This window comes from Streptomyces sp. NPDC046261, from assembly GCF_040646235.1.
Classification (GTDB): Bacteria; Actinomycetota; Actinomycetes; order Streptomycetales; family Streptomycetaceae; genus Streptomyces.
In genome coordinates this window covers 1-17,194 of record NZ_JBEYZU010000024.1, presented here as the reverse complement: position 1 = coordinate 17,194, position 17,194 = coordinate 1, and the positions used below count along the sequence as shown (strand labels likewise).

Annotated in this window: 17 protein-coding genes; 11 read left to right on the top strand and 6 right to left on the bottom strand. The window is 71.4% G+C overall.

The features are described from left to right. The first annotated feature begins 41 nt into the window (after window positions 1–41). The 6 genes from ABZ956_RS27610 to ABZ956_RS27585 all read left to right on the top strand — a co-directional run bounded on the left by ABZ956_RS27610 (window position 42) and on the right by ABZ956_RS27585 (window position 7,464). Window positions 42–1,067: a helix-turn-helix domain-containing protein gene (locus ABZ956_RS27610; RefSeq protein ID WP_361899198.1), complete on the top strand. Its 1,026-nt coding sequence runs from the start codon at window positions 42–44 to the stop codon at window positions 1,065–1,067. 645 nt (window positions 1,068–1,712) lie between these two features. Then, complete coding sequence (locus tag ABZ956_RS27605; RefSeq protein ID WP_361899195.1) at window positions 1,713–2,801, top strand: globin domain-containing protein; 1,089 nt, start codon at window positions 1,713–1,715, stop codon at window positions 2,799–2,801. 39 nt (window positions 2,802–2,840) lie between these two features. Then, entirely contained in the window at window positions 2,841–3,476 is a 636-nt protein-coding gene (locus ABZ956_RS27600; RefSeq protein WP_361899192.1) for a pyridoxamine 5'-phosphate oxidase family protein, read from the top strand. 82 nt (window positions 3,477–3,558) lie between these two features. After that, a complete protein-coding gene (locus ABZ956_RS27595) occupies window positions 3,559–4,419 on the top strand; it encodes an ABC transporter ATP-binding protein (protein WP_361899190.1) in 861 nt (286 codons plus the stop codon). Next, window positions 4,416–5,393 carry an iron-siderophore ABC transporter substrate-binding protein gene (locus tag ABZ956_RS27590; RefSeq protein ID WP_361899188.1) on the top strand — a complete coding sequence of 326 codons (978 nt, stop codon included), beginning with the start codon at window positions 4,416–4,418 and terminating at the stop codon, window positions 5,391–5,393. The genes ABZ956_RS27595 and ABZ956_RS27590 overlap by 4 nt, the downstream gene beginning before the upstream one ends. Window positions 5,394–5,397: 4 nt before the next feature. Next, complete coding sequence (locus ABZ956_RS27585; RefSeq protein WP_361899185.1) at window positions 5,398–7,464, top strand: iron ABC transporter permease; 2,067 nt, start codon at window positions 5,398–5,400, stop codon at window positions 7,462–7,464. 20 nt (window positions 7,465–7,484) lie between these two features. On the opposite strand, the gene ABZ956_RS27580 is transcribed toward ABZ956_RS27585, so the two are convergent. Then, window positions 7,485–8,693 carry a PP2C family protein-serine/threonine phosphatase gene (locus tag ABZ956_RS27580; RefSeq protein ID WP_361899182.1) on the bottom strand — a complete coding sequence of 403 codons (1,209 nt, stop codon included), beginning with the start codon at window positions 8,691–8,693 and terminating at the stop codon, window positions 7,485–7,487. A gap of 169 nt (window positions 8,694–8,862) precedes the next feature. Here ABZ956_RS27580 and ABZ956_RS27575 point away from each other — a divergent pair, with 169 nt between their 5' ends. Continuing rightward, window positions 8,863–9,183: a hypothetical protein gene (locus ABZ956_RS27575; protein WP_361899356.1), complete on the top strand. Its 321-nt coding sequence runs from the start codon at window positions 8,863–8,865 to the stop codon at window positions 9,181–9,183. 72 nt (window positions 9,184–9,255) lie between these two features. On the opposite strand, the gene ABZ956_RS27570 is transcribed toward ABZ956_RS27575, so the two are convergent. The 4 genes from ABZ956_RS27570 to ABZ956_RS27555 form a co-directional block, all read right to left on the bottom strand. Continuing rightward, a complete protein-coding gene (locus ABZ956_RS27570) occupies window positions 9,256–9,657 on the bottom strand; it encodes a hypothetical protein (protein WP_361899179.1) in 402 nt (133 codons plus the stop codon). Window positions 9,658–9,891: 234 nt separating this feature from the next. Beyond that, a complete protein-coding gene (locus tag ABZ956_RS27565; protein WP_058047731.1) occupies window positions 9,892–10,296 on the bottom strand; it encodes an FKBP-type peptidyl-prolyl cis-trans isomerase in 405 nt (134 codons plus the stop codon). A gap of 405 nt (window positions 10,297–10,701) precedes the next feature. Then, on the bottom strand, window positions 10,702–12,225 hold the full coding sequence (adh, locus tag ABZ956_RS27560) for an aldehyde dehydrogenase (RefSeq protein ID WP_361899176.1): 1,524 nt from the start codon (window positions 12,223–12,225) through the stop codon (window positions 10,702–10,704). 74 nt (window positions 12,226–12,299) lie between these two features. After that, window positions 12,300–13,568, bottom strand: coding sequence for a GAF domain-containing protein (locus ABZ956_RS27555; protein ID WP_361899173.1), 1,269 nt, complete (start codon window positions 13,566–13,568; stop codon window positions 12,300–12,302). Between the two features lie 239 nt (window positions 13,569–13,807). Here ABZ956_RS27555 and ABZ956_RS27550 point away from each other — a divergent pair, with 239 nt between their 5' ends. The 3 genes from ABZ956_RS27550 (at window position 13,808) to ABZ956_RS27540 (ending at window position 15,982) form a co-directional block, all read left to right on the top strand. Beyond that, the gene (locus tag ABZ956_RS27550; RefSeq protein ID WP_361899170.1) at window positions 13,808–14,044 is read left to right on the top strand and encodes a holin; all 237 of its coding nucleotides are present in this window, start codon (window positions 13,808–13,810) and stop codon (window positions 14,042–14,044) included. Window positions 14,045–14,065: 21 nt separating this feature from the next. Next, window positions 14,066–14,620 (top strand): hypothetical protein, encoded by a 555-nt coding sequence (locus ABZ956_RS27545; RefSeq protein WP_361899167.1) that lies wholly within the window; start codon window positions 14,066–14,068, stop codon window positions 14,618–14,620. Window positions 14,621–15,310: 690 nt separating this feature from the next. Then, window positions 15,311–15,982 (top strand): hypothetical protein, encoded by a 672-nt coding sequence (locus ABZ956_RS27540; protein ID WP_361899164.1) that lies wholly within the window; start codon window positions 15,311–15,313, stop codon window positions 15,980–15,982. Between the two features lie 144 nt (window positions 15,983–16,126). Here the strand turns inward: ABZ956_RS27540 and ABZ956_RS27535 are convergent, their stop codons facing one another. Continuing rightward, entirely contained in the window at window positions 16,127–16,429 is a 303-nt protein-coding gene (locus ABZ956_RS27535; RefSeq protein ID WP_361899157.1) for a zf-HC2 domain-containing protein, read from the bottom strand. Here ABZ956_RS27535 and ABZ956_RS27530 point away from each other — a divergent pair. Continuing rightward, on the top strand, window positions 16,353–16,952 hold the full coding sequence (locus ABZ956_RS27530; protein ID WP_361899154.1) for a sigma-70 family RNA polymerase sigma factor: 600 nt from the start codon (window positions 16,353–16,355) through the stop codon (window positions 16,950–16,952). The genes ABZ956_RS27535 and ABZ956_RS27530 overlap by 77 nt on opposite strands. Window positions 16,953–17,194: the final 242 nt, after the last annotated feature.

Sequence of the window (17,194 nt, the reverse complement as noted above, 5' to 3'; positions counted from 1 at the left end):
TATACCCTAGGGGTCCTAGGCCACGAGGCGGAGGAGACGGAATGCTGACCGAGACCGAGTTCCGGACCGAAGACCTACCTGGTGCGGACCGGTTCGACTACTGGCGGGAGCGCATCGGCCGGACCCACGCGCCGCTGGACCTTCACAGCCCCTACGCGGCCGATTACCGCGCGCGTCAGCGTGTAGTGGAGCTCGGCGCGGTGCACGTCTGGCCGACGACCCATCAGGCCCTCCGGTTTCGCCGGACTCCGAAGCTCATCCGCCAGTCCGATCCCGAGCAGTACCACATCGGCATCCCCCTGCACGGCACCAACCGGGTCGCCTGGGCCGACCAGAAGGCTCAGTACGGGCCGTACGAGATACAGGCTTTCGACAGCTCACGAGCCTTCGAAGTCACCTCGGAAGTCACCTCCGAAGGCACTTCCGTCAACGGAACCGATCTGTTCTCGGGGATCGGGATCGAGATCCCCAAGTCGCTCCTGCATCTGCCCCAGCACAAGATGGACCGGCTGTTCGCCCATGGGATGTCCGGACGGGAGGGGGTGGGCGCCCTGCTCGTCCAGTTCCTCACCCAGCTGACGGCCGACACCAGCTCCTACCTGCCGTCCGACGGCCCGCGTCTGGGAACGGTCGTGATCGACCTGCTGTCCGCGCTGTTCGCTCACGCTCTGGACGCCGACCGCTCCCTTCCGCCGGAATCCCGCAGCCGGACCCTGGTGCTGCGTATCCGGGCCCATGTCCAACGGAACCTGCACGACCCGGGGTTGACTCCGCGCGCGATCGCCGCCGCGCACAACATTTCCACCAGCTATCTGCACCGCCTTTTCCAGGACGAGCACGAGACCGTCGCGGCCTGGATCCGCCACCAGCGCCTGGAACGCGCCCGGCGCGACCTCGCCGATCCCGCGATGCGCTCTGTCGCCATCCACGCCATCGCCGCCCGCTGGGGCTTCCCCCGCGCCGCCGACTTCACCCGAGCGTTCCGCACCGCTTACGGCATGCCGCCCAAGAACTATCGCCACCAATGCCTCCGTGGCCTTGAGGCGACCGAGTGGACTCATTGCTAAGAAGCCGGGGACGCCGTGCTAACGACTTCCGACATCGTCTCCGGCATGCTGGCTGACAGCTGCGCCCGGCGAGGCGGACCGGCCTCCGGCGCATGCTGCGGTGAGCGTACCTGCAAGGAAATACGGGGGTTTTCCTTGCAGGTACGACGTACTGCCGCAATCGGCGCCACACGGACGCGATCGGTTTCGGCCGCGGGATCCGGAGGCGCGCCGCGACCGGGGCGGCAGTAGCCGCCGCCCGCTCGATATATGCCGTAAATCCTCACACCGGATGTTTATGGCCAGTGCAATTCCACAAGTTCTTGCCCCGAGTTCTAGTGGGTATGGACCTACCCCACTTCGTGATCGTCATTGAGGATCGTGTGACATCCGGAAGCACTCCGTCCGCTTCGTCACCTCTGTACTCCAATGAGGACTCATGTTGGCCCCATTCGACCCCCATGTCGCTTCCTCTCGGTGGAGATTCAGCGAAAGAGCGCAGACCCCTTGAGGTTCCGGATCGGTCGTCGTCCGAGCGGCGCGTCCGCGCGCCCGTTTCCGGCGGAACCGGTAGAACCTGCCCAGGCCGTACATACGGGAGAGCCGGAGACCGCCGAAGCGCCTTTGTCGGACCACGAAATAGGACTGATAAGGACTTCCCTGTCCGTGGTCGAGCCCCACGCGGGGGAGATAACGGTCTACTTCTACGCGATCCTGTTCGCTCGCTACCCCGAAGTCCGCCCGATGTTCCCGCAAGGGATGGACCCCCAGCGTGATCGCCTCCTGCGCGCGCTGTTGCGCATCGTGGACCTGGTCGACGACGCCGAGAACCTCGTCCGCTTCTGCGGAAACCTCGGCCGCGATCACCGAAAGTTCGGCACCCTCGCCGCGCACTTCCCGGCCGTGGGCGAGTGCCTCCTCGCCACCTTGGCCCGGTACGCCGGCTCCGCGTGGACCCCGGAGATCGCCGCCGCCTGGACGAAGGCGTACGGCATAGTCGCCCACGTCATGATCAGCGCGGCCGAGGAGGACGAGGCGGTACGGCCCGCCGTGTGGCCCGCCACGGTGGTGCACCGTGTCACGCGTGGCCATGGCATCGCCGAGATCACCGTACGCCCCCACCTGCCCTATCCGTACGCCGCCGGCCAGTATGTGAGCGTCGAGACGCCTTGGTGGCCGAAGCGGTGGCGCTATTACTCCGCCGCCAACGCGCCTCGCGAGGACGGCACGCTCACCTTCCACGTGCGGGCGGTGCCCGGCGGCTCGGTCAGTGACGCGCTGGTGCACCGCGCGGCGGTGGGGGACGTGCTGCACCTGGGTTCCCCGATGGGCGACATGGTCCTGGACGCGGCCGTACACAGAGAACTGCTCTTCGTGGCCGGCGGCACCGGTCTCGCCCCGATCCGCGCGCTCATCGAGGAAGTCGCCCGCCGGGGCGGACGTCATCAAGTGCAGCTGTTCCTCGGCGCCCGGACCGGGGCCGAGCTGTACGGGGTCGACGACATGCTCCGGATGGCCCAACGGCACCACTGGCTGACCATCAGGGCCGCGGTCTCCGACGAGTACATCCCCGGAATCCGTGGGTCCCTGCCGGACGTACTGGCCGAGTACGGGCCGTGGTACGAGAGCGACGTCTTTCTCAGCGGTCCGGCCCAGATGGTCGTCTCCGCCAAGGAGGCGCTCACCCTCCAGGGCACCCGGCCCGACCGCATCCACCACGACCCGTTCGAGACGCCCGTCCTGTCCACCCCCTGAGCCGCACCCCTCTTATCCGCCCCGCCAGGAGATCCCCTCGTGACCTTGCCGCCGCCGCCTTTCGGATCAGCGGGTGAACACCAGCTGCAGCACCATCTCGGCACCGCCGACCGTGCCGCCCGGTTCTACGACCGGCAGGTGCGTCGTCATCTGACGCCCGAGATGCGGGACTTCATCGGTCGTCAGGCCATGGTCTTCCTGGCCACCGCCGACTCCCATGGGGAGTGCGATTCCAGCTTTCGGGCCGGGCCGCCGGGATTCGTCCACGTACTCGACGCCCAGACGCTCGCCTACCCCGAATTCCGCGGTAACGGAGTGATGGCGAGCGCCGGCAACATGCTCGAGAATCCTCATCTCGGCATGCTTTTCGTGGACTTCACCCACCATCATGTGGGACTTCACGTCAACGGCGTGGCGCATCTCTACGGCGACGACGACCTGCGCAGCATCCATCCCGGCCTGCCCACTGACGTCGCGCCCGGGCGCGGTCCGGAAATGTGGGTCCACCTCACCGTCGAGGAGGCCTATATCCACTGTTCCAAGTACATACCCCACCTGGAGCCGGCTCCCCGCCCCGCCGGCCGCGACGCGGCCCGCCCCAAGGACGCGGACTATTTCACCCAGCCCTATGCGCCGCAGTGGGCCGAACCTTCCGTGAACTCGTACGGAGCCTGAATCCCGAGGCGCGCCGGACCGGGAACGGGCTGGATCCGGAAGCCCCTTTTCCGCTTCATAAGGTTAGGCTAACCTTCCCGTCGTGCGAGTAACTCAAGAGACCGCGGCGGCCAAGGTTCCCCATGGTCATGAACTGTCGGCCACCGGTGTCACCGTGGCGTACGAGGGCGTCGATGTCGTCCACGACGCCTCCTTGACGCTGCGGCCCGGCGAGGTGACCGTCCTGGTGGGGCCGAACGGCAGCGGCAAGTCGACGCTGCTGCGCACGATCGCGCGGCTGCAGCGGCCCAGGACCGCCACGCTCGTCATCGACGGCGAAACCGACGGCCTCGCGCTGAGCCCCCGTGACTTCTCGCGCCACGTCGCCCTGCTCACTCAGGGCCGCCCCACGCCGAGCGGGCTGACCGTACGGGACGTCGTCGACTTCGGGCGCTACCCGCACCGGGGACGCTGGGGCAAGGACGACCCCGGCGGCCGGGCCGCGGTGGACCGCGCGCTCGCCATGACGGGCGTCGGGGAACTCGCCGAACGAGGGGCCGAGCACCTCTCCGGCGGACAGCTCCAGCGCGTCTGGCTGGCCGGCTGCCTCGCCCAGGAGACGGGCGTACTCCTGCTCGACGAGCCGACGACCTACCTCGACCTGCGGTACCAGGTCGAACTCCTCGACCTCATGCGCGACCTGGCCGACGACCACGGGATCGCCGTGGGCGTCGTCCTGCACGACCTCGACCAGGCCGCGGCCGTGGCCGACCGGATCGTCCTGCTCCACGCGGGACGGGTCATCGCCGACGGCGGCCCCGCGGACGTCCTGACCCCCCAGCGGCTGACCGACACCTACGGCATCCGCATCGAGGTCGACACCGACCCCCTCACCGGCCGGCTGCGCACCCGCGCGATCGGCCGACACCACTCGCGAAGCGAAAGGCTCAGCACCACCTCATGAGACGCCTTCTCCTCACCGCGGCCGCCACCGCCGCGGCCCTCACCCTGGCCGCCTGCGGTACCACCGAGCCCGCGTCCGACGACTCCGGGAAGAGCGCCGAGCGCATCGCCCTCACCGACGACACGGGCGCCAAGGTGGAGCTCGACGGGCCCGCCAAGAAGGTCGTCGGGACCGAGTGGAACGTCGTCGAGAGCCTGATATCGCTGGGCGTCGCCCCGGTGGGCGTCGCCGACGTCAAGGGCTACAAGACCTGGGACACCGCCGCCCCGCTGAAGAACGAGCCCAAGGACATCGGCACGCGCGGCGAGCCCAGCATGGACACCATCGCCGCCCTGAAGCCGGACCTCATCGTCGCCACCACCGATCTGCCGGCGGCCGCCATGAAGCAGCTGCGCAAGGTCGCCCCCGTCCTGGCGGTGCGCGCCGCCGAGGCCTCCGACCCGGTCGGGCGGATGACGAAGAACCTGGACCTCATCGCCCGGGCCACCGGCACCACGGAGCAGTCCGACAAGCTCAAGAAGCAGTTCCAGACGAAGATCGACGCCGGCCGCAAGGCCCTCGCCGACGCCGGCCGCGCCGGCACCGAGTTCGCCTTCGCCGACGGCTACGTCGTCTCCAACCAGGTGACCATCCGGCCCTTCACCAGCGGCTCGCTCATCGGCGGAGTCAACGACAAGCTCGGCCTGAAGAACGCCTGGACGGTCAAGGGCGACGAGAGCTACGGCCTCGGCTCCACCGATGTCGAGGGCCTCACCAAGCTGGGCGACGACGTGCGCTTCGCCTACATCGGCAGCGACGGCGACAAGAACAGCACGCCGTTCACCGGTGCCCTGGCCCAGGACAAGGTGTGGACCTCCCTGCCGTTCGTGGAGAAGGGCAATGTCCACCGGCTGCCCGACGGCATCTGGATGTTCGGCGGTCCCGAGTCGATGAGCAAGTACATCGACGCCGTCGTCGCCGCACTGACCAAGTAACGCCATGGCCGTCACCGCAACCACCCCCGCCACCCGGCCGCCCGCGACCACGTCCCGGACGGGCGCGGCCGCGGTGACGGCCGCCCTGGTGCTCCTCGTCATGGCCCTCGCGGCCGTGGACATCACGCAGGGCACGGCGTCCGTCGGCACGCCGGAGATATGGAAGGCGCTCACCGGCCGGTCCGATCCGGCCGACGCGTCCGTCCTCATCGCCTCCCGGCTGCCGCGGATGACCGCCGGCCTGCTCGTCGGCGCCCTGCTCGGCGTGGCGGGCACCGCCCTGCAGGCGGTCAGCCGCAATGTCCTCGCCTCGCCCGACACCCTCGCCGTCAACGCGGGCTCCTACCTCGCCCTCGGCCTCGCCGCCGCCACCGGCGTCTCGCTCCCCCTGCTGGCCTCCTCCGGTGTCGCCTTCGCCGGCGGCCTCGCGGCAGCGGCCGTCGTCCTCGGGCTGTCCGGCCTGGGCACCGGCACCGTCCGGCTCGTCCTCGCGGGCAGCGCCCTCACCCTCGGCCTCACCGCCGCCACCGAGGGGCTGCTCCTGCTGTTCCCCCGGCAGACGGACGGCATCTTCCAGTGGAACCAGGGCAGCATCGCCCAGAACGGGTTCGACGGCGTGCTGCAGATGGCGCCGATCGGCATCGTCGGCGTCATCGGGCTGCTGCTCCTCGCCCGCCGTGTCGACGCCCTGGCCCTCGGCGACGACGCGGCCCGCGGCCTCGGCGTCCCCGTCCGGGCCACCCGGCTCACCGCCGTCGTGCTCGCCGCCCTGCTCTCCACGGCCGCGGTCACCCTCGCCGGACCCATCGGCTTCGTCGGCCTGTGCGCTCCCGCCCTCGTCCGCCCCCTCGCCCGCAGGTTCCGCGGGTTCACCCGGACGCGCGGGAGCCTGCCCGCCGCGGGTCTCACCGGTGCGGCCCTGGTGCTCGGCTCCGACGTGCTGCTGCGCGCCGTCGTACCGGCGGACCTGGCGGTCGCCGTGCCGACCGGCGTCGTCACCAGCCTCGTCGGCGCCGTCTTCCTGATCGTCATGGCGACCCGGGTCCGGGACACGGCCGGAGCCACCGCGCCCGACCGGCTGCGCATCAGGAGCCGGGCCGTCTTCCTCACCACCACGACCGTCCTGGCGGTCGTGCTCGTCGGCGTGACGGTCGCCGCCGTGCTGCTGGGAGACAGCAAGCTGCTGCTGGGCGACGTGCTGAACTGGGCACAGGGCCGGGCCGGGCGGACCACCGCCTTCGTCCTCGACACCCGGGTGCCCCGCGTCCTCGCCGCCCTCCTCGCCGGTGCGGCGCTCGCCCTCGCCGGCACCCTCGTCCAGGCCGTGACCCGCAACCCCCTCGCGGAACCGGCCACCCTGGGCGTCTCCGGCGGCGCCGCGCTGGGCGCCGTACTCCTCGTCACGACCGTGCCCCTGGCCGGGTCGTGGAGCGTGGCCGCCGCGGCGTTCGCGGGCGCCGCGCTCAGCTCCGTCCTCGTCTTCGGGCTCGCCGCGCGGGACGGATTCCAGCAGAACCGGCTGGTCCTCGTCGGATTCGGCGCCGCCACCGCCTCCACCGCCCTGGTCAGCCTGCTCATCATCCTCACCGACCCGTTCAACGCGACGAAGGCGCTCACCTGGCTGTCGGGTTCCACCTACGGGAGATCCCTGTCCGACACGGTGCCCCTCGCGGCCGTCCTCACCGTGGGCATGGCCGTCGCTCTCACGCGACGCACCGAACTCGACCTCGTCTCGCTGGACGAGGACACCCCGAGGCTGCTCGGCCTGAACCTGGGACGCGGACGCCTCGGCTTCCTCCTCCTCAGCGTCCTGCTCAGCGCCACCGCCGTGGCCGCCGCCGGCACGATCGGCTTCGTGGGGCTCGTGGCACCCCACGCGGCCCGTGCCCTCGTGGGCCGGCAGCACGCCCGGGTGGTTCCGGTCGCGGTGCTCCTCGGCGCCCTCCTCGTCTGCACCGCGGACCTGGTGGGCCGGACGGTGATCGCACCGGCCCAACTCGGCGCCGGCCTCATGACCGCGGTGATCGGCACGCCGTACTTCCTGTACCTGCTGGTGCGGAGCCGCCGGTAGGGGGGCACGGCGGGGCGGCGTCACTGGTACTGCGGGCGCCATTCGAAGAGCAGGATGGTCGCGTCGTCCCGCAGCCGGTGGCGCTGGTAGTCGAGGATGGCGTGGATGAGCAGCCGCAGTACCTCTGCCGGGCGCTGGCCGGCGGCGGAGGAGCGGATGATGAAGTCGGTGAACCGGTCGAGACCGAACTCCGCCCCCTCCGCGTCGCGAGCCTCCACGACACCGTCGGTGTAGAGCAGGACGCAGTCCCCCGGCTCCAGTGTCGTCTCATGGACCTGCCGGGGCGCCGGGGCGAGTTGGCCGGCCAGGCCGATCGGCGGCTGCGGCGGACTGTCCAGCGCCCCGTCGAGCACCCGCTCGCCACGGATCAGCAGCGGCGGCGGGTGACCGCAGTTGACCCAGCGCAGCACCCCGGTGAGCGCGTCGAGCCGGCACAGCACGCCGGTGCAGAAATGGTCGGGCAGCCACTGGGCGAGCGCCTGATCGACGGAGCTGACGACGTCGGCCAGGTCACCACCGCCGCGGCGGGCGTTGCGCGCCGCGGCCATGGCGACCGACGTCGTCAGACCGGAGTTCAGATCGTGACCCATGGAGTCGAGGATCATCGTGTGCAGGATGTCCTTGACGACCGAGTGGTCGAAGGCGTCACCGGCGACGTCGTACGCCGGCTCCAGGACCGCGGTCGACACGCACCTGCTGCTGCCGATGGTGTGGGACGGCAGGAAGGCCCGCAGCATCTCGGCCGGCAACCGCATGGTCGCGGTGCGGGTGCGGGCGGCGAGCCAGTCGCTGTAGGCGCGCTTGGAAGTGATCAGCATGCCGAACAGATAGGCCAGCATCCGGCTGCGACGCAGCCGCACCCCGTCGAGCGAGGCCGCCTGCACCGCCAGCACGCCCAGCCGCTCCGCACCGTCGATCAGAGGCAGCCAGACGACCACACCGTCGTCGGCGTCGGTCACGCGCGGGGAGACCGTGCGGTACGCCCAGCCGGCCAACGAGCGGTCCACCGGCAGCGGCTCCATGGCCTCGTCGAGTGGGATGAGCAGCTCTTGTTGCAGGTCGACGAGGTAGATCAGCACGGTGCCCAGACCGAGGGCCGAGGCGCACCGGTTCGCCAGGCCGGGCATTTCGACCGGCAGGGTGGTCTGCGCCTCGATGATCAGCTCTTCCAGCCGAATCTCGTCGATGGCGGTGTCGGGGCCGGCGGGCGCGAGCGGTGGATCCGGCACGGGGATCACCCCTTCCGCTCCCAGTTTCACACCGATCCCGACCTCTCTCACGTCGAGCACGATCGCGTGGGGTGCGAGCGTGTGGGGTGCGACCGAGTGGGTGCGATCGGGGACATAGGGTCCTGGCATGTCCCTACGTATTCGTATGCGTCAAGCCCTACCGGAAGCGATGCGCGCCCGCGACAAGGCAGCGGTGAGCGCCTTGCGCGCAACGCTCGCCGCACTGGACAACGCGGAGGCGGTGCCCGTGGACGAAGCCGACATGCGCGGCATGGCCCTCGAACAGTCGCCGGTCGGGGCCGGCGCCACCGAGGCAGCACGACGTGAGCTGAGCGAGTGCGATGTGGTGGCTATCGTACGGGCCGAGGCCACCGAACGCCTGGACGTCGCGGCCCAGTTGACCGCGCCGGTTCATGCGGACCGAGCCACGCGGCTCCGCGCGGAGGCCACTGTGCTGCTGCGCTTCCTCGACGGCCACGGCACACCGTAGAACACGGCACGACGCACACACGGCCTCCGAACAACGGAGCCCCTCTCCTGGCGGCAGGAGAGGGGCGCGAGGTCACTTCTTCCGGCGCTTGCGGGGCGCGGGCACGGTCGGTGCCTCGGTCTCGCGGGCGGCGGCGAAGAAGGGCGCCATGGCCTCCTCGTACTGCTTCAGGGATTCGGCCCCCAGGTCGACCTCGAGCCACTTGGGCACCTGGATTTCCTTGATCTCCGTCACCGGAGAACCGTCCTCATCCACCTCCCCCGTCAGGTCCTCCATTTCCTCGGTCACCGTCACGGCGAACTTGACCGTGGTCAGATTGTCGGTCACCTCGGGCGCGAGGTCGTCGAAATCGATCCGCTGAACGAAAATCGGCGTCGTAATCGTCTGACCGCCGACCTCGATCGTCTTAACCCCTTCCTCCACATTGGGCTGACCCTTGTGGGATTCGTCTACCTCAATGAATTTGGTGCCCATGGATGGCGCCTCCCCTTTTGTTGGTACGTAAATTCTAGTGCAGGGAGGGTAGTTGACGCCAATTCAGGGAATGGGTGTTCTGTCCTCGGGTGTCGTGTTCGCCTGCCGCCGGGTAGCGGGGTGAATTCCCTTTCCGCTGGACTCTTCAGGGTCACCATCGACCGTTACCAAGCTCCCCTACGCCAACCCCGGGAGGCGGCGCAGCGCGACGAAGGGGAGGAGCGGCCAGGGTCACTAGGCGTTGCTCCACCCGGCTGTGCTGGAATACGAGTCCAGCAGGTCCACCACGAAGACCAGGGTCGAGCCCGGCGGGATCAACGGCGAGGGCGACTGATTGCCGTAGCCGAGACGCGGGGGAACGATGATCTCGCGCCGACCGCCGACCTTCATCCCCCTCACCCCCCGGTCCCAGCCCTTGATGACCCTGCCACTGCCCAGGGCGAACTTGAATGGCTGGCCCCGGTCCCAGGAGGCATCGAACTCCTTCCCGGACTCGAAGGTCACCCCGACATAGTGGACCCTGACCACCATGCCCGGCTTCACCTCGGCCCCGTCCCCGACGACCAGGTCCCGGATGGTCAGCTCGGTAGGAGCGTCACCCTCCGGAACGTCGACCTCGGGCTTCGTCAGTTCACTCATTGCAGCCTCATCACTCTCGGTCGAAAGCCCCCGCACGGACCAGCCGGACACGTGGGCACCTCATGCGGCAGATGGTCACGCTACCGAGAATGCCGATTCCCGGAGCACACCAAATCCGGCGGCCACACGTGATGATCTTTCGCATAGCCGATGAACGCGACCCCGCACGCACGGTCACGCAGCAATCGACCGAACGAGACGAGGCGCAGACGACGGTGCCTGTCCCGGGGCCGCGTTGGTTGCGCAAAGCCGACATTGGGCCGTGACTGGGCCGGAAGCCTTGATCAGACGGATGAGCAAACTGGGCCGAAGCGTCCCAATGGGGCAAGCGGCATGCTTGCGTCCTGCTGGCTGTGGGAGGAAGCTCGGCCCGCAACTCTTCCGTTTGACAGCTTTGTTGCTCGCTTAGAAGAAGCCCAGTTTCTTCGGCGAGTAGCTCACTAGAAGATTCTTCGTCTGCTGGTAGTGGGTCAGCATCATCTTGTGGCCTTCCCGTCCTATCCCCGACTGCTTATATCCTCCGAAAGCGGCGTGGGCCGGGTAGGCGTGGTAGCAGTTCGTCCAGACGCGGCCTGCCTGGATGGCCCGGCCCGCGCGGTAGGCCGTGGTGCCGTTGCGGGTCCAGATGCCGGCGCCCAGGCCGTAGAGGGTGTCGTTGGCCAGGGTGATGGCGTCGGTGAAGTCCGTGAAGGGGGTCACCGCCACCACGGGGCCGAAGATTTCTTCCTGGAAGACGCGCATGTCGTTGCGGCCCTCGAGGATGGTGGGCTGGACGTAGTAGCCGCCCTCGAGTTCGCCGCCCAGTTCGGCGCGGGCGCCGCCGGTGAGGGTGCGGGCGCCTTCCTGGCGGCCTATGTCCAGGTAGGAGAGGATCTTCTCCAGCTGGTCGTTCGACGCCTGGGCGCCGATCATGGTGTCCGTGTCCAGGGGGTGGCCGGGGACGATCGCCTCGGTGCGGGCTGTGGCCGCTTCCAGGAACGGTGCGTAGTGGCCGCGTTGGATCAGGGCGCGGGACGGGCAGGTGCAGACCTCGCCCTGGTTGAGGGCGAACATCGTGAAGCCTTCCAGGGCCTTGTCGAGGAAGTCGTCGTCGGCGGCCGAGACGTCGTCGAAGAAGATGTTCGGGCTCTTGCCGCCGAGTTCGAGCGTCACCGGCTTCAGGTTCTCGGAGGCGTACTGCATGATCAGGCGGCCCGTCGTCGTCTCGCCGGTGAATGCGATCTTGGCGACGCGGGGGCTGGAGGCCAGAGGCTTGCCGGCCTCGGCGCCGAAGCCGTTGACGATGTTGACCACGCCCGGGGGCAGCAGGTCCGCCACCAGGTCCAGCCAGACGTGGATCGAGGCCGGGGTCTGCTCGGCCGGTTTGAGGACGACCGCGTTGCCTGCCGCCAGGGCCGGGGCCAGTTTCCAGGCCGCCATCAGGAGGGGGAAGTTCCACGGGATGATCTGGGCCACCACGCCCAGCGGCTCGTGGAAGTGGTACGCGACCGTGTCCTCGTCGAGCTCGGAGAGGCTGCCCTCCTGAGCGCGGATCGCGCCGGCGAAGTAGCGGAAGTGGTCGATGGCGAGCGGGATGTCGGCCGCGAGGGTCTCGCGGACCGGCTTGCCGTTCTCCCAGGACTCGGCGACGGCGAGGGCCTCGAGGTTGCGTTCCATGCGGTCGGCGATGGCGTTCAGCACAGCGGCGCGTTCGGCAGGGGACGTGCGGCCCCAGGCGGGGGCGGCGGCGTGGGCGGCGTCCAGGGCGCGTTCGACGTCCTCGGCGGTGCCGCGCGCGACCTCGGTGAAGGGGCGGCCTGTGACGGGGGTCGGGTTCTCGAAGTAGCCGCCCTGCTTGGGCGGTACGTACTCGCCGCCGATCCAGTGGTCGTAGCGCGGCCGGAAGGTGACGACGGCTTCGGGGGAGCCCGGGTTGGCGTAGCGGGTCATGGTGGAGTGGCCCTTTCGTGACGGGTGCGAGGGGTGCGCAGGGCGCGCGGTGGCGTGCCGGCGCCGTCAGGACGCTAGCCGCGCGCGGGTTGCGCGAACGTTGCACGCAGGCGCCGGGCCCGCGCCGCCACCGAGCCGCGGTGCGCCGCGCTCTCCGGGAGCGCGGCCAGCAGCCGCTCCCACACCTCGAGGTCGTCCTCGCCCCACGGGCTGTCCGCCCACAGCTGCAGTGCCCCCGCGTCGGCGCTGCCCAGCACCATCCGCCGCAGCCGGTCCTCCAGCAGCCGGCGCATCCGGCACACGCCCGGCGCCTCGGAGAGGGGGAGGAGCGGGCCGTCGTACGCGTGCAGGGCCGCCCGGAGGTCCCCGGCATCCAACTCCCGTTGCACCGCCGCCACGTCCGTGTCCAGCGCGACGTTCAGCCGGTACGGGCGCGAAGCCACCAGTTCGCCCGCCAGGCGGCGCAGCCGCGACAGCTCCGCCCGCAGGGTGACCGCGGGCACCGGGCGTTCGCCGTACAGGGCCACGGCCAGGCGGTCGCCGGGCAGGCCGTCGGGGTGGGCCGCCAGCAGGGCGAGGATCTCGCTGTGCCGTCTGCCCAGCCGTAATCGCCGGCCGTCCGCCACCAGGAGGGCCTCGTCCCGGCCCAGTACGGACAGCGTGTGGCGCGGTCCGGCCGCGGCATCCGCCAGCTGTGCCTCCGCCGCCCGTGCGGTCGCCTGGACCAGGGCCAGGCTGTGCGGGCCCGCCAGATGGTCGCCGCCGGTGATGTCCACCGCGCCGAGCAGCCGCCCGGTGCACGGGTCGTGGACGGGGGCGGCGGCGCACGTCCACGGCTGGACCCGGCGGTTGTAGTGCTCGGTGGCGAAGATCTGTACGGCGTGGTCCAGGGCGAGCGCCGTGCCGGGTGCGTTGGTGCCGGCGTGCCGCTCGTCCCAGAGGGCGCCCGGAACGAAGTTCATGCCCTCGGCGCGCTTCCGTACGCCCCGGTGCCCCTCCACCCACAGCATGCGGCCCCTCGCGTCGCAGACCGCGAGCAGATGGGCCCCGTCGTCGGCGATGGAACCGAGCAGTTCACGGAAGAGCGGCATGGCCCGTGCGAGCGGATGCGCCCGGCGGTGGCTCTCCAGCGCGGCGTCGGCCAGATCGACCGGAACCGTGAACTCCGGTGCGGGCAGGGCGGCCGCGGAGCGGCGCCAGGAGTCGGCGACCACCGTGCGCACGTGCGGGTTCAGCTCGCCGCCGGAGACGAACGCGGCGTGCGCGCCGCGGACCGCACGGCATCGCTCGGCGGGATCGACGCCGCACGCCAGCGCCAGCCAGGGGTTGACCGTGTCGTCCATGGGGCCCCTCCTCGCGGTCCGGGCTCGGTGGAGCGACGGTCCGCGCCGGCCGTCGCCGTGACGATACTGCTGCACGCCTTGGCGTCGAACAGCCGTGGAGCAGCCGCCTCCTGGCCCGCCGGAGGGGCTTGCGGTGCACACGTCACAACAGCGAGTCTGCCACCTGAGGACGGATCAACTCCCGCTCCTCGCCGCACGTCCGAAGCCCTCCGAGAACTCCCTGAAACGGAAACACATTCATGCGCAAGGTGCTTGTCGACATCGCCGAACGTACCCTCGCCGCCTACGTGACCACCTTCCTCGGTCTGCTCATAGCCGACGGATTCGATCTCACCGACGTCTCGGCGATCAAGGCCGCCGCCATCGCCTCACTGCCCGCCGCGCTCTCCGTCATCAAGGGGGCGATCGGCAGCCGCTTCGGCGAGAAGGGCACCGCCGCGTGGCTGCCGCGCCGGCGGAGCGGCGACCGGGCCTGAGGGCTGACTACGCTCGGGCGGATGGGCAGCTTCGCCACACACCGCCTGCGGGCGCACGACCGTACGCGCTCACCGGTGCGGCGCTTCGGCGCGCTGCGCACCTGCCTCGGGGAGTTCGCCCCGTACGGCTTCTCCGCGACCTACCACCACCTGTGCCGCAGCGCCGGGATTCCGGCCGCGCCCGGGATGGACCCGGAGGCGGTGGTGCGGGCGGTCGAGGAGCTGCACGCCGCGCGGGAGATCTGGCGGGCGGAGTTCCGTGGGTGGCAGGTCCGCCGCCGTGCGCAGAAGGCCGCCGGCGTACGCGTTCCCGACCCGCCCGCACTGCGGCGCGTGCTGCGGTACCCCGACCCGGAGTGCCACCCGGCCGAACCGCTCGCGGCGGTGATGCCGCTCATTCTCCGCGCCCCCGCCGGAGACCTGTCCGCATGCCCGGTGTGCGGCCCGGGCCGCGGCACACGCCCCTGGCACGACGGGCTCACCGCACACCGGCTCTGCACCGGCTGCGGGGCGAGCCTCGCCGTACGGCCCCCCGAGCCCGCTCCCGCCCTCGGTGCCGCCCGCGCGGAGCGCTGAAGGCTGGTCTGGGAGCGCGAGGTGTGAGAACGGGCGGCGGGCGGCGGGCGGCACGGCCGCGCAGCGGCCGGCTGGCGCGGGCGACAGGGGACCGGCCCGGCGGGTGCTCTCCGTTCGGCGGGCGCCAGGGGTCCGGCGGGCGCCACCGGCCCGGCGGGCGATCCCAGCCCGGCTGGCGCCACGGCCCGGCAGGCGACACCGGCCCGGCAGCAGCCAGGGGCCCAGCGGGGGATCTCCGCTGGGCGGGCGCTACCGGCCCGGCGGGTGCCAGGGGTCCGGCGGGCGCCGCGGGTCCAGCGGGCGTTCTCCGCCCGGCGGGCGCCACCGGCCCGGCAAGCGACCCTGCCCGCCGCCTACCGGAAGTCCGCAATCCACACGGGGTGTGCGCCGCGCACCCGCGACCACCCCCCTCCACACGCTGCCGCCCGGGCTCTTCGCGCGGTTCACTCGACAGCGCGAGTCCCACTGGCGCGACGGGACCGGGTTGCCGGTCATTCCCCCCGAGCCGGCGGCCCACCGCCCCGTACCGCCGGGCGGACGGTACGGGGCGGAGCCATGCGCCCGAGCGGGGGGTCGTACGGGCGTCAGCGCGCCCCCCGCCGTCGGGCCGCGCGGGGCGGGTGCAACGATGTCTCCGTCATGAGAGCAGGGCAGGAGACCGGGCAAGGTCCACGTGCGCTGCGAGCCGGTGTGTTCGCAGCGGTCTGCGTGCTGCTCGCCGCCCTGGGCCACGCCGTCATGTCCCAGGCCACCGTCCCGTGGTGGGCCATCGCCGTCGCGCTGTCGACGACCGGCGCCTGCGCCTGGTTCCTGGCCGGCCGCGAACGCGGCCCCCTCCTGATCACGCTCGCCACGGTCGGCGCCCAGACCGGGCTCCACTCCTTCTTCACCCTCGCCCAGAACGTCGCCCAGAACGCGGCCCGGGAAGCCGCCCACGCGGCCGGTGGAGTGGTCGTGGACCTCGGCGCCCTGGGCTCGTCCGCCATGTGCGGCGGGACGGGCCACGCCATGGGCGGCGGCGGCCCCGCGGCCATGGACGGCTCCATGCCGCCCATGGATCACGCCATGGGCGGCATGCACGGCGGCCATGGCGCCCTCGGCATGTGGTCCGCCCACATCCTCGTCGCCGTGATCTGCGGCGCCTGGCTCTCCGGCGGCGAACAGGCCGCCTTCCGGCTCGGCCGGACCATCGGCGCCCGCCTCCGCGCGCCGCTGCTCTTCCTCTTCCACGACGTACCGGTACGCACGGGCCCGCCCCGCGTCCGCGCCCGCCTCGACCGCGCCGACCAGCGGCTGCGCCAGCTGCTGTACGCCCACGTCCTGGCCACGCGTGGTCCGCCGGCCCGCGTCGCCGCCTGCTGACCCCCTCGGGGGCCGGCCGGCGTGCGACCGACCAGGTCGGATCACGTCACCGGGCCGGCCCGCCGCACGTTCCCTCAGTGCCGGGCGCCCGGATTTCAGGAAGGACCCAGGGCGATGACCCCTGCCCTCACACAGCCCGGCCTCTCACATGAGGCCCAGGCCCACCGCCAGCCCCTTCAGCCTGCGGGCCCGCGCGCCCCATTCGCGGCACTCGGCGCAGCTGCCCAGATGCGCGTCGAGTGCCGCCGGGGAGATGCCCGGCGGCAGCTCCTCGCCGTCGACGCGCGCGGATATAGCGGTACGAAACTCACTGCAATGCACCCCGCCATCGTCCCCGGCACGGGTACGGCCCTCCCCACCGGGGGCCGTCGTGCGTGACGACGAGACGGTGACCGCCTGGGCCCTGGCGGCGCGCGGCGGCGACGCCGACGCGGTGGAACGGTTCATCCGCGCCACGCAGGGCGACGTGCGGCGGTACGTGGCGCGCCTGAGCAACGATCCGCAGGGTGCCGATGATCTTGTGCAGGAGACGTTCCTGCGGGCCCTGCGGTCGCTGCCGCGCTTCGAGGGGCGCTCGTCGGCCCGTACGTGGCTGCTGTCCATCGCGCGCCGTACGGTCGTGGACCGGCTGCGGTTCCAGGCGGCGCGGCCGCGGCTGTCCGACACGGACGACTGGCAGTCGGCCGCCGAGCGGGCGCAGTCGGCGGAGCTGCCGGGCTTCGACGAAGGCGTCGCCCTGTCGCAGCTGCTGGATCGTTTGCCCTACGAGCGGCGGGAGGCGTTCGTGCTGACGCAGCTGCTGGGGTTGCCGTATGCGGAGGCTGCCGTCGTCGCCGGGTGTCCGGTGGGGACGGTGCGGTCGCGGGTGGCGCGGGCGCGGGAGGCGCTGATCGTGCAGTTGGACGCGGCGGAGAGGGAGGCCGTTGTGCGGCGGATGCCCGCTGTGCGGGTGGCTGCGCTTGCCGGGTAGGCGGGTGCGGGGTGGCCGGGGGCCGGGGCGTGTGTGCGCCTCGGCCCCCGGCGCCGTTGGGGGGGGCTGTCCTTTCCCCGATCCCGCCCCTTCCCGTAACCGGGGGCTCCGCCCCCGGGCCCCCGGTCCTCAAGCGCCGGACAGGCTGGATGTGGCCGGGGTGGGTGGGTTTCGGGGGCTGCGCCCGCCGGCCCCCGGTTCTCAGGAGCAGGGGGGGAGGGGGGTGGGCGGGGGGGGTGGGT

What these genes read in the sequence shown, in the direction of transcription:
- ABZ956_RS27570 (WP_361899179.1), bottom strand. Translation starts at nt 9,657, where the DNA reads ATGGGCACCAAATTCATTGAGGTAGACGAATCCCACAAGGGTCAGCCC.
- ABZ956_RS27585 (WP_361899185.1), top strand. Translation starts at nt 5,398, where the DNA reads ATGGCCGTCACCGCAACCACCCCCGCCACCCGGCCGCCCGCGACCACG.
- ABZ956_RS27555 (WP_361899173.1), bottom strand. Translation starts at nt 13,568, where the DNA reads ATGGACGACACGGTCAACCCCTGGCTGGCGCTGGCGTGCGGCGTCGAT.
- ABZ956_RS27565 (WP_058047731.1), bottom strand. Translation starts at nt 10,296, where the DNA reads ATGAGTGAACTGACGAAGCCCGAGGTCGACGTTCCGGAGGGTGACGCT.
- adh (WP_361899176.1), bottom strand. Translation starts at nt 12,225, where the DNA reads ATGACCCGCTACGCCAACCCGGGCTCCCCCGAAGCCGTCGTCACCTTC.
- ABZ956_RS27590 (WP_361899188.1), top strand. Translation starts at nt 4,416, where the DNA reads ATGAGACGCCTTCTCCTCACCGCGGCCGCCACCGCCGCGGCCCTCACC.
- ABZ956_RS27575 (WP_361899356.1), top strand. Translation starts at nt 8,863, where the DNA reads ATGCGCGCCCGCGACAAGGCAGCGGTGAGCGCCTTGCGCGCAACGCTC.
- ABZ956_RS27535 (WP_361899157.1), bottom strand. Translation starts at nt 16,429, where the DNA reads ATGAACCGTTCCACCGCGTCGGCGTCGCCGCCGCGCGCCGCCAGGGCC.
- ABZ956_RS27545 (WP_361899167.1), top strand. Translation starts at nt 14,066, where the DNA reads ATGGGCAGCTTCGCCACACACCGCCTGCGGGCGCACGACCGTACGCGC.
- ABZ956_RS27610 (WP_361899198.1), top strand. Translation starts at nt 42, where the DNA reads ATGCTGACCGAGACCGAGTTCCGGACCGAAGACCTACCTGGTGCGGAC.
- ABZ956_RS27550 (WP_361899170.1), top strand. Translation starts at nt 13,808, where the DNA reads ATGCGCAAGGTGCTTGTCGACATCGCCGAACGTACCCTCGCCGCCTAC.